Annotated in this window: 11 protein-coding genes; 4 read left to right on the top strand and 7 right to left on the bottom strand. The window is 70.3% G+C overall.

Translation table 11 applies throughout. The features are described 5' to 3' along the window. Window positions 1-221 precede the first annotated feature (221 nt). Together BSP109_RS10640 and BSP109_RS10635 are read right to left on the bottom strand one after the other, a co-directional pair. Complete coding sequence (locus tag BSP109_RS10640) at window positions 222-656, bottom strand: hypothetical protein (RefSeq protein ID WP_101600517.1); 435 nt, start codon at window positions 654-656, stop codon at window positions 222-224. Further along, window positions 653-2263 (bottom strand): acyl-CoA carboxylase subunit beta, encoded by a 1611-nt coding sequence (locus tag BSP109_RS10635; RefSeq protein ID WP_101600515.1) that lies wholly within the window; start codon window positions 2261-2263, stop codon window positions 653-655. The genes BSP109_RS10640 and BSP109_RS10635 overlap by 4 nt, the downstream gene beginning before the upstream one ends. Before the next feature lie 94 nt (window positions 2264-2357). Between BSP109_RS10635 and BSP109_RS10630 the strand changes: the two genes are divergently transcribed. Together BSP109_RS10630 and BSP109_RS10625 are read left to right on the top strand one after the other, a co-directional pair. Then, window positions 2358-3245: a biotin--[acetyl-CoA-carboxylase] ligase gene (locus tag BSP109_RS10630; RefSeq protein ID WP_087009426.1), complete on the top strand. Its 888-nt coding sequence runs from the start codon at window positions 2358-2360 to the stop codon at window positions 3243-3245. Beyond that, window positions 3242-4909, top strand: a complete 1668-nt coding sequence (locus BSP109_RS10625) for an adenylate/guanylate cyclase domain-containing protein (RefSeq protein ID WP_257944655.1) — start codon at window positions 3242-3244, stop codon at window positions 4907-4909. The genes BSP109_RS10630 and BSP109_RS10625 overlap by 4 nt, the downstream gene beginning before the upstream one ends. 66 nt (window positions 4910-4975) lie before the next feature. Here the strand turns inward: BSP109_RS10625 and BSP109_RS10620 are convergent, their stop codons facing one another. The 4 genes from BSP109_RS10620 to BSP109_RS10605 form a co-directional block, all read right to left on the bottom strand. After that, entirely contained in the window at window positions 4976-7711 is a 2736-nt protein-coding gene (locus tag BSP109_RS10620) for a DNA topoisomerase (ATP-hydrolyzing) subunit A (protein ID WP_087009428.1), read from the bottom strand. Next, a complete protein-coding gene (locus tag BSP109_RS10615; protein ID WP_101600514.1) occupies window positions 7708-8736 on the bottom strand; it encodes a hypothetical protein in 1029 nt (342 codons plus the stop codon). Before BSP109_RS10615 ends, BSP109_RS10620 begins: the two co-directional genes overlap by 4 nt. A 91-nt stretch (window positions 8737-8827) precedes the next feature. After that, a complete protein-coding gene (locus BSP109_RS10610) occupies window positions 8828-9760 on the bottom strand; it encodes a siderophore-interacting protein (RefSeq protein WP_101600512.1) in 933 nt (310 codons plus the stop codon). 413 nt (window positions 9761-10173) lie between these two features. Continuing rightward, window positions 10174-12855, bottom strand: coding sequence for a GNAT family N-acetyltransferase (locus BSP109_RS10605; protein WP_101600511.1), 2682 nt, complete (start codon window positions 12853-12855; stop codon window positions 10174-10176). Window positions 12856-12897: 42 nt separating this feature from the next. On the opposite strand from BSP109_RS10605, the gene BSP109_RS10600 reads away from it, so the two are divergent. Together BSP109_RS10600 and BSP109_RS10595 are read left to right on the top strand one after the other, a co-directional pair. Further along, the gene (locus tag BSP109_RS10600) at window positions 12898-13485 is read left to right on the top strand and encodes a DUF5998 family protein (RefSeq protein WP_087009270.1); all 588 of its coding nucleotides are present in this window, start codon (window positions 12898-12900) and stop codon (window positions 13483-13485) included. A gap of 7 nt (window positions 13486-13492) precedes the next feature. Then, window positions 13493-14653, top strand: a complete 1161-nt coding sequence (locus BSP109_RS10595) for an alkaline phosphatase family protein (protein ID WP_101600509.1) — start codon at window positions 13493-13495, stop codon at window positions 14651-14653. Window positions 14654-14725: 72 nt separating this feature from the next. Here the strand turns inward: BSP109_RS10595 and BSP109_RS10590 are convergent, their stop codons facing one another. Beyond that, complete coding sequence (locus BSP109_RS10590) at window positions 14726-15214, bottom strand: GtrA family protein (RefSeq protein WP_101600508.1); 489 nt, start codon at window positions 15212-15214, stop codon at window positions 14726-14728. Window positions 15215-15217 lie beyond the last annotated feature (3 nt).

Genomic DNA, 15217 nt, shown 5'->3' with positions numbered 1-15217 from the left:
TGATCTCAGCGTCCACAGCCAGATCGATCTCGACCACGTCGCCGATCAGATGAACCGCCGACCACGTCGGCGTCTGGAATTCGCGACTCCCTACGAAGTACTCTCAGACCACCTGTTGCGATGACCCACTGAAACCGCCTCTGCGAGGTGTGCAGGTGTTGCGCACTCGCCGGAATCGGCCACAGCTCATCGCCGGAGTGGTCCCTCGGATCAGAGGTCTCTCAGCCGCGAGCGGCCCAGCCTCCGCGCATCCGCCGCCGCACCGCGCGCTCCGGGGAGGCGAAGCCCACTCGGCGACCGGTCCGGCCGCCGTCGGCGCGGCCGCTCGACGGGCCCATTCCGCTGACGCCGCCGGAGCCGCCGGCACCGGTGACGCCCGGCGTGCTCGCGAAGCCCGAGCCGGCTGCTGGACCTGACCCGGCTGCTGGACCTGAACCGGCACCGGCGCCGAGGTCCGCCCCGGGACCAGCCGCCGCCCCCGAACCAGCCCCCGAACCAGCCCTCGAACCAGCGCCACCGCCGGAGTCGGCCTCCGCCTCGGCGTCGGCCCGCATCCGTCCCACCGCGGTGAGAGCGGCGACGGCGGCCTGACGCGCCAGGGCGCGCTCCGACTCCTCGGTCAGCAGCTCACGGCCGTGTGCGTCCGCCGGGCTCACAGGGGGATGTTCCCGTGCTTGCGGGCAGGCTGCTCGACGTGCTTGTTCTCCAGGGCGCGCAGTGAGCGGACGATGCGCGCGCGGGTCTCCGACGGGCGGATCACGGCGTCGATGTATCCCTCCTCGGCGGCGAGGTACGGATTGAGCAGCTCGTCCTCGTACTCCTGGATGAGCTCCGCACGGCGGGCGTCGACGTCGCCGCCGGCCTCATCGACCGCGGCCAGATCGCGCCGGTAGACGATGTTCGCCGCACCCTGCGCGCCCATCACGGCGATCTGCGCCGACGGCCACGCGAGGTTGATATCCGCACCCAGCTGCTTCGAGCCCATGACGCAGTACGCGCCGCCGTACGCCTTCCGGGTGATGAGCGTGACCAGCGGGACGGTCGCCTCCCCGTAGGCGTAGATGAGCTTCGCACCGCGGCGGATGATCCCGCCGTACTCCTGGTCGGTGCCCGGCAGGAACCCGGGCACGTCGACGAACGTGAGGATCGGGATGTTGAACGCGTCGCACAGGCGCACGAAGCGCGCCGCCTTCTCCGACGCGTCGATGTCGAGAGTGCCCGCCAGCTGCATCGGCTGGTTCGCGATGATCCCGACGCTGCGGCCCTCCACCCGGCCGAACGCCGTGACGACGTTCGGAGCGAACAGCTCCGACACCTGCAGGAGTGTCTCCGGATCGAGCACCGTCTCGACCACGCTCAGGATGTCGTACGGCTGCGACGGCGAATCCGGCACGAGCACGTCGAGCGCACGATCCTCGTCGGACTCATCGAGGTCTGCGGGCTCGTCGTAGCGGGGGACGGGGTCGAGGCTGTTCTGCGGCAGGTAGGAGAGCAGATCGCGCACGTAGTCGATCGCATCCGGTTCGTCCGCGGCGAGGTAGTGCGCGTTGCCGGTGACGGTGTTGTTCGTCCGACCGCCGCCCAGCTCCTCGTGCCCCACGTTCTCGCCGGTGACCGTCTTGATGACGTCCGGGCCCGTGATGTACATGTGCGACGTCCCGTCGACCATGATCGTCACGTCCGTGAGTGCGGGGGAGTACACCGCGCCGCCTGCTGACGGCCCCATGATCAGCGAGATCTGCGGGATCACGCCGGACGACGCGACGTTGAGGCGGAAGATCTCCGCGAAGAGCGCGATCGAGCCGACGCCCTCCTGGATGCGCGCGCCGCCGGAGTCGTTGATGCCGACGATCGGGCAGCCCAGCTTGAGCGCGAGCTTCTGGACCTTGACGATCTTGCGGCCGTTCGCCTCTGCGAGTGACCCGCCCAGCACCGTGAAGTCGTGCGCGAAGACCGCGACGGTGCGCCCTTCGATGGTGCCGAGTCCGCAGACCACGCCGTCGCCGTCAGGACGGTTCTTCATCATCCCGAAGTGGGTGTTGTGGTGGCGGACGAATTCGTCGACCTCCTGGAACGAGCCCTCGTCCAGCAGCTGGTCGATGCGTTCGCGTGCGGTCTGCTTGCCCTTCTTCCGCTGGTTCCCGACTGCGCGCTCGCTGCCGGTGTGGGCGGCGGTGCGCCGCTCCTCGAACGCGGCGATGCGGTCGGCCGTCGTGCGGGGGACGCTGCTGTTGGCGGACTGCGGTTCCGTGGTCTGGCTCATGGGCCACACCCTACGGCGACTGCACGCCCGCTGACGATCACCGCAGTGCCCGCGCGCGCTCGTTGTAAGGAGCCGCCAAAGGTCATAGGGTGATGTGGTGCACAGCGACGGGCCGATACGCGCTACGTCCGCGGACCCTCACGATCCCTCAGAGGGTGACCGTGGTGCGCCATCGAACCTGTATGAGGAGCCGAACCTGCGAAACCCTGTCATCCATGAGTGGACGACCGCGACGGCATCGACGAACGACCGCCTCGTGGAGCTGTTGGAAGCAGGCGCGGACCTGCCCGATTTCGCAGTCGTGGGCACCGATCACCAGACCGCCGGCCGAGGCCGCCTGGACCGCGTCTGGACCGTCCCGCCCGGCCGTGCGCTCACGTTCTCCGTGCCGGTCCGCGTCCCGTCCGACACTCCCGCCGACGCACTGGGCTGGCTGCCCGTCGTCACCGGTGTCGCCGTCCGGGCGGCGCTGGCCGAAGCGGGCGTCGCAGCCCAGCTGAAGTGGCCGAACGACGTGCTGGTCGACGGCCGGAAGATCTGCGGGATCCTCGCGCGCATGGTCGTGCACGGCGGTCGCACGAGCGTCGTCATCGGAGCGGGCGTGAACGTCGGCCTGACGGCGGATGATCTGCGCGCCGGCGGCGTGCCGGACGGTGCCGCGACCTCCGTCCTGCTCGAAGGGGGCCGGACGGATCGTGATGCGCTGCTGGGTTCTCTGGTGGCGCACCTCCGTCGGACCGCCACCGCTGTGCTGGACGAAGGATCCGCCTTCGCGGAGGGTGCGACCGCGGCCGAGGCCCGTGCCGCCATGGTCACACTGGGATCGGCCGTCCGCGTCCACCTTCCGGGCGGCGACCAGCTGGTCGGGACCGCCGTCGACCTGGACGCGCACGCGAACCTCCTGGTCCGTCCGGACGGTGCCGCTGAGGACGCGACCGTCCGTGTGGCCGCCGGCGATGTCGTCCACGTGAGGCCTGCATGAGCGCGGACGACGACCGCGCAGATCAGCACCGCCCCACCCGGAGATGGACACGACCGGCGATGACGGACGCGCCCGCCACCTGGACGGGCTCAGTCCGCTGGGCCGACGCGGCAGACCCCGCAGCCTGGATGCCGGGCGGTGCGGAGCGCTCTGCCGACGCGGAGGACACCCCTACGCGGGCGATGCCCACGGTCGCTCCTGCAGTCGAGCCCGCAGAGGCAGCCGGCGGGGCTGAGTCCTCAGCGTCGTCCCACGCCCCGGGGCCACCCGACTCTGCAGCATCGTCCGACACGTCGGGATCGTCCGATCCGTCGGCGGAGGGCGCAGCCGACGCGGCCTCGCAGGATGCCGGGCAGGACGCGCCGCGGGTCGCGTCGCTGCCCCTCGTCGATGAGCCGACGGACGGCAGTGACCCAGCGATGGAGCCCGTCTCGGAGTACGACCCTGAGGCGGAGGCCCCCGCGGATCCCGACGAACTCGACCCGGACTCCGGAGAGGACCGCTCCGACGACCACGGGTCCTTCTCCCGCCGCCTGGCGGACGATCCGCGCACCGGTGCCCTGTCGACCATCGACCTGGAATCGGCGTCGCAGCGCGAGGCCGAGGCCACGGAGGACACGATCTACGAGCTCCGCAGTGCGGCGCAGCACCTCGAGGAGGTGCTGATCGGCGGGAAGCGCGTCCTCACCCGCAAGGAGGTCGCACAGCTGGCAGAGGTGTCAACGCTGTCCGCCCGCAAGCTGTGGCGGTCGCTGGGCCAGCCCCGCATCCCTGAGGGGGAAGCGGCCTTCACGGTGAGCGACGCGGCGCCGCTGCGTCGGCTCGCCGATCTCGTCTCGGGTGAGCTCGTCGACGAGGAGACGGCTCTCCAGCTGTCCCGGGCCATCGGCCAGATGACCGACAGACTGGTCGTCTGGCAGATGGAGGCGGTGGTCGAGTTCCTCATCGAGGAGAAGGGCCTGAGCGACAGCAAGGCGCGGCTGACGGCACTCGATGTGTTCGAGGACCTCATCGATCCGCTGCAGGACCTCATGGTCTACGCCTGGCGGCGCAACCTCGCCGGCGCACTGGGACGCCTCAACGTGAACGTCGAGGAGGGTCTGGAGATCGGCGGCGCGTCGCGCGGCCAGGACCCCACCATGCCGTTGGCCCGGGGGATCGGCTTCATCGACCTCGTCTCCTACACGCGGCTGTCGCAGCAGCTGGACTCCCGCGAGCTCAGCAGACTGGTGAAGAAGTTCCAATTCCTCGCGTACAACATCGTGGCCGCGGGCGGCGGGAAGGTCATCAAGACGGTCGGCGACGAAGTGTTCTTCGCCGCGGAGACGCCGCTGGCGGGTGCGGAGATCGCGATGACGCTGCTCGAGCAGGTCAAGGCGGACGAATCGCTGCCCCGGTGCCGCGTGGGCTTCTCCTGGGGGCGGGTCCTGTCCCGCATGGGCGACATCTTCGGCACGACCGTGAACCTCGCCGCACGCCTCACCGCAGTGGCCGACCCGAACACCGTGGTGACGGACGCGGACACCGCGCGCATCATCGAGCGGGACGACGCCTTCGAGTTCACCGGCCGGCGCGACCTCAACCTGCAGGGGCTGGGCGAGGTCGGAGTCGTGGAGATGCACCGGCTGTCCGAGTCGACGATCAATGCGGAGGACATCGTCTGACAGGACGGCTGGTCAGCGTGAGGACGCTGCGCCTGACGCTCGGCGGCCTCCTCCGGCCACCAGACGTCAGAACAGGGCGCTCGCCTCGCCGTCGTCATCGCCCTCGTCATCGTCATGGGAGACGATGACAGCGTCGTCGACATCCTTCGCCGCGGCGCGAGCGATCTCTTCCCGCCGCGCTTCGCGTTCGGCGTCGGCGGTCGTGACTCCGTCACCCGCCGACTCCATGCCGGGCAGGGTGCCGGATGCCATGCCGGCGACAGAGAATCCTGCCTCCGTGCCCTGGCCGTTAGGATCTCCAGCGCCTGCGTCTGCGGCGGGTCCTGCGTCTCCGCCCGCCGTCGCTGCCGCGTCGTCGCCTGCGGAGGCATAGGGCAGTGTGCCGATCGCGTCGATCTTCGAGTCGAGCGGCACACCGGAGGCGTCGCGCCGTGCCAGGGAGTCCGGGAGGGAGCGCGCCCCGCCGCCGGAGGACGCCGCCTGCGGTGACGGCCCGACGAAGCCCAGCGCGAGTTCGGATTCGCCGGTGAGGAAGCGGTGCGCACGGACTCCGCCCGTGGCGCGTCCCTTGCCGGGGAACTCCGTGAAGTCGGAGACCTTGATCGAGGACACGGGGTCCCCGTAGAAGTTCTCTCCCCGCGCGATGGTGACGACGCGGTTCTCCGCCTGCGGATCCACCAGCGAGAACGCGATGACGCGAGCCTCATCGGTGAGGCGGACGCCCGCGACCCCGCCTGCCGCCCAGCCCTGCGCCCGCAGCACCGACACGGGGAAGTGGAGCAGCTGCGCGTTGGACGTGAGGAAGGCCGCGTCGTACGACTCCAGGTCGGTTCCCGCCGGAGCCTGCGCGGCACCGACGACGAGGTCCTTGCCCTTGAGGCTGATCGCCTCCCATTCACCGCGTCCTGACGGAGCGCCCTGGCCGGCGGCCCGTTTCACGATGCCGTTCCGAGTGCCCAGGACCAGGTCCTGGGCCGGATCGACGAGTGCGATGACCTTCTCGCCCTTCTCGAGCTCCACGAGGTCCTTCACCGGTGTGCCGCCCGCCAGCGCGGGCCGGGTGGCCTGCGGGGGCAGGTGGGGGAGGTGGACGACCTCGAGTGCGACGAGCCGTCCCGTGTCGGTGAGAGCCGCCAGCTGGCCCAGCGCCGTCGTGGGCAGCTGCGAGACGATCGCGTCGTGGGACGCTCGGCGCCCCTCGCCGGACAGCGGCGAGCGGTCCGTCGTCCGCGCAGCCCTGCCGGAGCTGGACAGCAGCACCCAGCAGGGATCGTCCGACATCGTGAGCGGCTGCTGCGACTTGCGTCCCTTCGCAGACAGTTCCTTGAGGGAGCCTTCGACCAGCACGGTGCGACGAGGATCCGCGATCTGGTCCGCGGTCTCACCCAGCTCCGTCGCGACGAGTTCGCGGAGTGCAGCCTCATCGGCCAGCAGGTGCTCCAGGTATTCGATGAGCTTCTGCAGTTCGTCCCGCTCCGCCTCGAGCTCGAGACGTGAGAACTTCGTGAGGCGGCGCAGCTGGAGGTCCAGGATGTACGTCGCCTGGATCTCTGAGAGGTCGAAGACCTCCATGAGGCGCGTCCGCGCGGTTCCTGCATCTTCGGAGGAGCGGATGAGCTGGATGACTTCGTCGATGTCGACGATGGCGATGAGCATGCCCTCGACCAGGTGGAGGCGGTCCTTCGCCTTCCCCAGGCGGAACTGCGTGCGCCTGCGGATGACGTCGATCCGGTGGTCGACGTAGACCTGCAGCAGTTCGAGCAGTCCCAGCGTGCGCGGCTGACCGTCGACCAGGCATACGTTGTTGATGCCGAAGCTGTCCTCCATGGGCGTGAGCCGGTAGAGCTCCTCGAGGACCGCCTTGGGGTCGAACCCGGTCTTGACCCCGATGACCAGTCGCATCCCGTGCTTCCGGTCGGAGAAGTCGTCGATCGAGGCGACGCCGGACAGGCGCTTGGCCTGCACCTGGTCCTTGACCCGCTCGATGATCTTCTCCGGACCCACCTGGTACGGCAGCTCTGTCACGATGATCCCGCGCCGGCGCGGCGTGAGATTCTCGAAGGAGACGGTGGCCCGGGTGCGGAACGTGCCGCGTCCGGTCTCATACGCTTCCCGGACTCCGTCCAGACCGATGATGCGTCCGCCCGACGGAAGATCCGGGCCGGGGATGAAGCGCATGAGCTCATCCAGCGTGGCATCGGGATGGCGGATCAGGTGCTGTGCGGCGGCGATGACCTCACCGGGGTTGTGGGGTGCCATATTGGTCGCCATCCCCACCGCGATGCCGGAGGCGCCGTTGATGAGTAGGTTGGGGAACGCCGACGGCAGGACGGACGGCTGGGTGAGCGTGTTGTCGTAGTTGGGGACGAAGTCCACGACGTCTTCGCCGAGCCCGGCGATCATCCCCATGGCGGCGGGCGCCAGCCGTGCCTCCGTGTACCGCGGTGCGGCGGGGCCGTCGTCCAGGCTGCCGAAGTTCCCGTGGCCGTCGACCAGCGGCAGGCGGAGGTTGAAGCTCTGCGCCAGGCGCACCAGCGCGTCGTAGATCGCGGAATCGCCGTGCGGGTGGAGCTTGCCCATCACGTCGCCGATGATGCGGGAGGACTTCACATGGCCGCGGTCGGGGCGCAGGCCCATCTCACCCATCTGGTACACGATGCGTCGCTGCACCGGTTTGAGCCCGTCGCGGGCATCCGGCAGGGCACGCGCATAGATGACTGAATACGCGTACTCGAGGAACGACGTCTCCATCTCCTGGGAGACGTCGACGTCTGAGATATGTCCTGCCGTGCCGGTCGTCATGGGTGTAGTGGGACTCCTTCTCGGTGAGCGTCCCCCATGGTATCGGCAGATGCGGACACAGCCGGGGATCTGGGCGCCTGGAGCGTGCCGTGGCGGTGACCGACCAGCAGCCGGACTCCCCACAGGGCGCCGGCCGCGCTCACCGCCAGGAGCGCGAGGGACGACGCCGGCAGGGTCCCGTACTCGCCGAGGACGACGGTCCCCACGGTGACCGCGGCGATCGGGTCGATGACGGTGAGGCCTGCGAGGACGGTCGCGGCGGAGCCGCTCGCGTACGCGGTCTGGACAAGCCAGACGCCCACCGCCGAGGCCGGGGCCAGTGCCGCGATGACGATCCAGACGGGGAGGGGGAGACCTTCCCCTGCGAGGAATCGTGCGGCCGCGACGTGCGCGCCCGATGCCACGCAGCCGAACAGGATGCCCGCCGCTGCGACGCGGGCCAGATGGCCTGCTCTGCTGCGGGCGAGGAGCACGCCGGCGAACGACCCTGCGATCAGCAGCGCCGCGAGCACCCCCGCCGCGTCCGGGGAGGCGGGGGAGTGCTCCACGTGCTGAGCGGAGATGCTCACGAATGCGGCGACGGAACCGGCTGTCAGCAGGACGGCGAACACGGCCTCGCGCGTGAGGGGACTGTGCGACGCACGGGCACCCAGGAGCACCGCGAGGGCGAGCGACGCGGTGCCGAGCGGCTGGATGAGTGCGATGGGTGCCAGCCCCAGGGCGATCACGTTGGAGACGGTCTCCAGCACGATCAGTGCGCCGCCCAGCAGCCACAGCGGTGTGCGGAGGAGGCGGCGCATGCCTGCCGGGTGCCCGGATCCGGCAGCACCCGACCGGCCCTCCTCGGGTCTGGCCGCCTCGGGTTTGGCCGCCTCGGGTTTGGCCGCCTTGGATCTTGCCAGCTCGGATCGGGTCACCGCTGCGTGTTGGGCGTGCGTGCCCAATGCGAGTAGCACGGCGCCCGTCAGGGCGAGGAGGACGGCGAGAGCGTGACCCGCGGGGAGGAGGCCGGACAGGAGGGACATGCCTTCGAGCCTACGAACGGCAGCCGTGCGGGGCAGTGGGGAAAGCCGCCGGTCGCGGCGCGGGGATCCCCCGCTTCGAGCAGGGGGAGCGTCAGGAGGTGGGTGCCTCGCACTGCGGGCAGGCGCGTCCCCGCAGAGTGCGGTCGAACGCGGCCACGCCGCGTCGCCAGTACCCGTCGACCGTCCAGTTGTCGCGCGTGAGGAGGGTGCGGAAGGTGAGGAAGCAGCGCAGCGACTTGATGGACATCGCCTCACCGGCGGCCCAGACGTAGCCGTTGGGATTCGTGAAGTCGTGCTCCATCACCGCGTCGGCCAGCAGGGTGGTGGTGCCCGGGTCCGCGTCGCCGCGGTGCAGCCAGTGGACCGTGAGGTCCGCCCGTGTGGGCAGGTCGATCTGCGCTGCGGTGGAGTCGACCTCGACGTAGGCGGTGGCGGCGGTGCCCTCCGGCAGCGACTCCGCCCAGCGCGCCAGGGCGGGCAGTGCGGTGTCGTCTGCGGCGAGCACGTACCAGTCGAAGGTGTCCTTCACGAGGTACGTGCCGCGGGGACCCATCGAGGCCAGTCGATCGCCGGGCTGCGCGGCAGCGGCCCAGTGGCCGGCGACGCCGTGCGTGTGGAGGACGAAGTCGATGTCGACAGTCCGGCTCACGGAGTCGAACCACCGGATGGTGAAGTCGCGGTGGGTGAGCCCCCGGAGCGAGAAGCGGCCGTCCGCGACGGTCGGCAGAACCGGTTCGCCGTGCTCGTCCACGTCGAAGAAGAGCTTGAGATGGTCGTCCGGACTGATGCTCGGGAACTCAGCGAAGTCGTCATCGGCGCGGAAGCGGACGCGCATGAGTGCGCCGGACAGGCGCAGGGACGTGACGACGGTGAGCACGCGGGGGCTGGTGTCGAAGCGGAACGTGGCGTTCCGGGTGTTCTCGCGCTGCGGGGCGTGGTCGCTGCGGAACACGGGGCGAGGCGCGACCGGAGCCAGCGGGCGGTCGGTCCCCGTCATCGTCGGGTCCATCGCGAGCGTGCTCATCGGTCCTCCTCGAGCGGTGCGAGAGGTGCGGGCTCCTGCGGGGGAGCGGCCACCCGGAGGGAAGGCTCACCTGCATCTCTATCCGTCACACAAACGTACGCTAATGAAGTGTGCTGAGGCAAGCCTAAGGTCCCGTCGTGGGACAGGAGCGTCCTCGCACGGCGGCTGGAAGCGAACCCCATCGGACCCGTCCTGCGTCACCCCCACCCGTCCCATCCCCGGCCATCCCCACCCCTTCCCATCCCTGAACATCCCCCCACCTACCAACTTTCATCAGACCGCACATGAACGAAGGTGTGCGGTCTGATGAAAGTTGGTAGGTACAGACGGGCACGTGGGGACAGCCAGCCATGTGGGGACAGGAGGCCTCGGGTGGAGAGGGGCAGTCGATGGTCCGCCCGCAGGCTCTCCGGTCAGGCGAGTCGGCGGCGCGCGGAGTCGATCCGGTCGACCGCGGACCGCAGGACGACGCGGATGCTCAGCACGTGCGATTCCGTCTGCGTGGCGACGACCGGGTGGACGGCGATGTCGGCGATGGCGGGGAAGTCATCGACCAGCTGGGAGATCCGCAGCAGCAGATCCTCGATCGGCTCCACGTTCATGACGGGCAGGCCCTTGTAGCCGAACAGGCGCGGTGCCGCCTTCACGGACCGGAGCATCTGGGACGCGTCGACGTCCGTGAGGGGCGCGACGCGGTGCGCGATGTCGCCCACCAGCTCCGTCGTGTCCCCGGACAGGGAGAACGACACCACGGGGCCCAGCAGGGGATCCTCGCCGCCGCGCACCACGCACGCGGTGCCGGGCGGGGCCATGCGCTGGACATCGATGTCGTAGGGGCCCTCCTGGGTGAAGGAATCGATGACCCCGCGGACCTGCTCGTAGTCGTCCCGCAGCTCTTCCGCCGTCTCGATGTTGAGGCGGACTCCGCCCAGCTCCATCCGGTGGCGCAGACGGGTATGGACGGCCTTGAGCGCCACGGGGTAGCCCAGCTCGTCGGCCGCAGCGAGCGCCTCGTCGACGGACGACGTCGTGACGTGGGGGAGGACGGAGATGCCGTACGCCTTCGCCAGCTCGCGGGTGCGGGACGGCGTGAGCACCACGGTCCCCTCGCCGTCGACCTCGTCGAGCGCGGAGTCGATGACGGAGCGCGCCGCACGGCGGTCGATCCCGTCGAGCTCCGGGTAGTGGCCGTGGTCCTCACCGCGCCACATCGCGTAGTCGGTGGTGCGGGCGAGCGCGATGACGGCGTCCTCCGGACCGAAGTAGCTGGGCACGGTGCGGCGCTCCGGGGTGCCTTCGTCCCCCGGAACGAAGGCGGTGAGCTCTTCGCGCACGCCCTGGACGCCGGAGAAGCAGGCGACGGTCGTCTGCGCCGCCTGGGCGGCCTGCTCGGAGAGGACCTCCGCGATCTCCTGATCCGATGCCCCGGCGGACGGGGTGAAGCTCACGATGACGGAGTCCACGTCGTCGCGGGAGTACATCCCCGCGAGCGCCTCTGAGAATTCGTCCGCGCGGACCTCCGGGTGGAGGGAGACGGGGTCGCAGTCGACCACGAGGCCCTCGGCGCGGGCAGCCTGGACGAGCAGCGTCCCCATGGCCGCGGAGTTGCCGATGATCCCGACCCTGCGTCCCGTGGGCAGGCGCTGGGCGGTGAGGACCTGGGTGATGTCGAAGAGCTGGCGGATGGAGTCGGCGCGGATGATCCCGGCCTGCGCGAGGATCTCGTCCAGTGCTCCGCCCGCCCGCTCCGCGAGTCCGGAGAGGCGGACCTGGTGGCCCGGCGGCAGCTCCTGGCCCGTGAGGTCGGACTTCACGACGACCACGGGCTTCACCCGGCTCACGCGACGGGCGATGCGCGAGAACTTGCGCGGATTGCCGATCGACTCCAGGTAGAGGCCCACCGCCTTCGTCGCGGGGTCCTCCTCCCAGTACTGGAGGAGGTCGTTGCCGGACAGGTCCGCACGGTTGCCGGCGGACACGAACGTCGACATGCCGAGTCCCAGCCGGGTGGCGCGGGCCAGCAGCGCGGTGCCCAGAGCACCGGACTGGCTGAACAGGCCCAGGCTGCCCGGCTCCGGGAGGAAGGGGGCCAGGGACGAGTTGAGCGCGACGTCGGGCGCGGTGTTCGCGATCCCGAAGCTGTTGGGGCCCACGACCCGCATGCCGTGGGAGCGGGCCGTGGCGACGACCTCGCGCTGGAGTGCCGTGCCCTCTTCTCCGGCCTCCGCGAAGCCGGAGGAGATGACGACGACCGCTTTGACCCCGTGCGCGGCGCAGTCGCGGACGACCCCGCTGACGGACACGGCCGGCACGGCGATGACGGCGAGGTCGGCCGGCTCCGTCAGCTCGTCGAGGCTGCGGACGGTCTGCACGCCGGCGATCGACTCCGCCTCCGGGTGGACCACCGTGAGCTGCCCCTGGAACCCCGCCGACGTGAGGTTGCGGACCAGCAGGTTACCGGTGGAGTGGCGCTTCCGGGACGCGCCGATCACGACGACGGAGGCCGGGTGGAGGACGGAGCGGACGCTCAGCGCCTCCGCACGGTGCTCGCGGGCCGCGATGACCTGCATCGCACGATCCGTCGGGTCGATCTCGAAGCGCACGGCGACGACGCCGTCCTCGAACTCGCGCGACACGTCGTATCCGGCGGCGGCGAACACCTGCAGCATCGGGCGGTTCTGGGGCAGGACCTCGGCGGTGAAGACGGTGATCCCGACTTCGCGGGCGGCGACGGCGAGGTGCTCGAGCAGGATCGAGCCGATCCCGCGCCCCTGGTGCGCGTCCGCGATGTTGAAGGCGACCTCCGCCGACTCCGCATCGATCCGGTCGAAGCGGCCCACACCGATCACCTCGTCGCCCACGACCAGCACGAAGGCGACGCGCGTGCGATGGTCGACGGTGACGAACCGGTCCAGATCCTTCGTGGGGATCTGCGGCATGGGGGCGAAGAAGCGCAGGTACACGGATTCGGGCGACTGCGCCCGGTGCATCTTCTGCAGGGACTCGGAATCGGACGGGACGATGGGGCGCAGGTGGGCCGTGCCTCCGTCGCGGAGGACGACGTCGGCCTCCCAGTGGGCGGGGTAGCTCGTCATACGGGAAGCATATGCGGGATGAGTGGCGCATATGCTGGGCGCATGGCAATTCCGCATGAACTCATCTCCGATCTCCAGGCGGCCGGGTACTACCCGCAGCTCGCCGGGACCATGCTCGTCGAGAGCCTGTTCGACGAGGAGATCCGTTCGCACTTCGTTCACATCGACACGCATGTGGACCTCGACTCGATCCACCGGCACGTGACGGCGTTCGCGATCACGCCCACCCGCCTGCTCATCGCGCACGTGGACGACGATCCCGCACCGCGCCCGCTGGGCCAGCCGCCGCGCGCGATGACGTCGTCGGAGGCGATCGAGCTGGTCGACATCCGCACCGTCCTCATCGGACGGACGTACGAGCGGCCCGCGCAGTTCGAGCCGGGTCAGCCGCCCGTCGAGGTGTCGCTGACACTCGGCTGGGGCTCGACCACCCGGATCGACACCTTCCCGGAGGCGTGCACGGATCCGCAGTGCGACGCGGACCACGGCTACGGCGGCAGCCTGCTGTCCGAGGACCTCACGCTGCGCGTCTCCGCCCAGGCGGAGGGCCCGGAGGCGGTGGCGCGCGCAGAGGCGTTCGCCGTCGAACTCCGCAGGGCCTCATTCCGCGCGACCCGCGACAGGGGCTGAGCAGTCGATGGCCGCACCGCTGACGATCCCCACCCCTGACTATGCGGGACCGCTGCTGTCCGACGTGCTCCCCGCTGCGGCGCTCGCCGTGGGTGCGGAGCACATCCTCGCGCCCGAGGCCGTCGCCCGGGCCCAGCGGATCGCCCCGGACGCGTCGGCCAGGACGGCCGTCGTCGTCCTGATCGACGGACTGGGCTCGCGGCTGCTGCGCCGCCGGGCGGCGCACACCCCGTTCCTGCGGTCCCTGCTGCCGGACGAGACGCTGCTGAGCGCCGGCTTCCCGTCGACCACGGCGAATTCCCTGTCCTCGCTTGCGACCGGCATGCTGCCGGGCGCGCACGGCGTCATGGGCTACACGCTGCTGGACCCCGAACGCGATGAGGTGTTCAACCAGCTCACCGGATCCGACCACGTCGACGGCCGCCTCTGGGTGCCGGACGACACGCTGTTCGACCGGCTCATCGCCGGGGGGATCGATGCCGTCAACCTGGGTGAGCCGAAGTTCGACGGCCGCGGGCTCAACCGCGGCTCGATGCGCGGGGCCCGGTTCCGCGGATCGCGGACGCTCGACGAGCGGGTCGACCACGCCCTGGAGGAGCTGCGGGCGCCCGGGCAGCGGATCGTCTACCTGTACTGGGGCGCCCTCGACAAGAACGGCCACGTCCACGGGGTCGACTCGTGGGAGTGGCTCGAGGAGCTCGAGCGCGTGGACGGCAGCCTGCGCAGGCTCGCGGCGGCGCTGCCGCACGACGCCGTCATGGCGGTGACGGCTGACCACGGGATGATCGACGTCCCCCATGAGACGCGCCTCGACCTCGCGGAGCACCCTGCGCACCGGGACCTGCTCCGCGCAGTGGGGGGAGAGCCGCGTGCGACGCACCTCTATGCCCGGGAGGGCGCGACCGCGGACGCGCTCGCTGCGTTCCGGGCCCTGGTGGGGGAGCGGGGCACCGTCCTCGCCCGCGCCGAGGCCGTGGGAGCCGGACTGTTCGGTCCCGTCCGCGATCGGAACCTGCCGCGGATCGGTGACCTCGTCGTCATCGGCGAGCCGGGATTCGGGATCGTGGATTCGGAGAACGACTCCCCGGCCGCGCTGTCGCTGCTGGGGCACCACGGCGGCGTGACAGCCGATGAGCTCGAGATCCCGCTGCTCCTGCTGAACGGCTGAAGCTAGCCGGGTGCCGGGTGGAGTCCGCCCGACTGAGTCGTCCGGCCAGCAGAGTCTCGCCGGTCCGGCTCGCTAGCCGGCGTGGCCCCCGGAGGGTGCCGAGTCTTCGAATTCGACGACCGCTCTGCGGGGCGTGGGCTCTGCGCCCGGCTCAGGGCGGTAGATCACGTGGCGGTACATGAGGTAGCGGAACACGTTGCCGATCAGCACGCCGACGACGTTGCCGGAGATGTTGTCCGCGAACGTCGAGGTGAGGCCCAGGACGTAGTGCGAGAACCAGAGGCAGCCCACTGCGATGAGCAGGCCCACCGCGTTGACGGCGAAGAAGCCCACCGCCTCCTTGACGGGAGTGTTCGACTTCCCGTCGCGGAACGTCCAGTAGCGGGAGCCGATCCACGACACGGTCGTCGCGGCGGTGACGGAGAGGACCTTCGCCCACATGGGCCCCATCCCCGCAGGTTCGAGCCTCAGCAGGTTGAACAGACCGATGTCGACGATGAAGGCGATGCCTCCGATGATGGAGAACTTCCCCACCCGGCGGAGCTCCTTCAGCAGTCCCATGTG

The sequence above is a fragment of the Brevibacterium sp. Mu109 genome (assembly GCF_900169375.1).
GTDB classification, from domain to species: domain Bacteria; phylum Actinomycetota; class Actinomycetes; order Actinomycetales; family Brevibacteriaceae; genus Brevibacterium; species Brevibacterium yomogidense_A.
The sequence above is the reverse complement of the archived record's forward strand: the minus strand, read 5'-3'. Positions and strand labels throughout refer to the sequence as shown.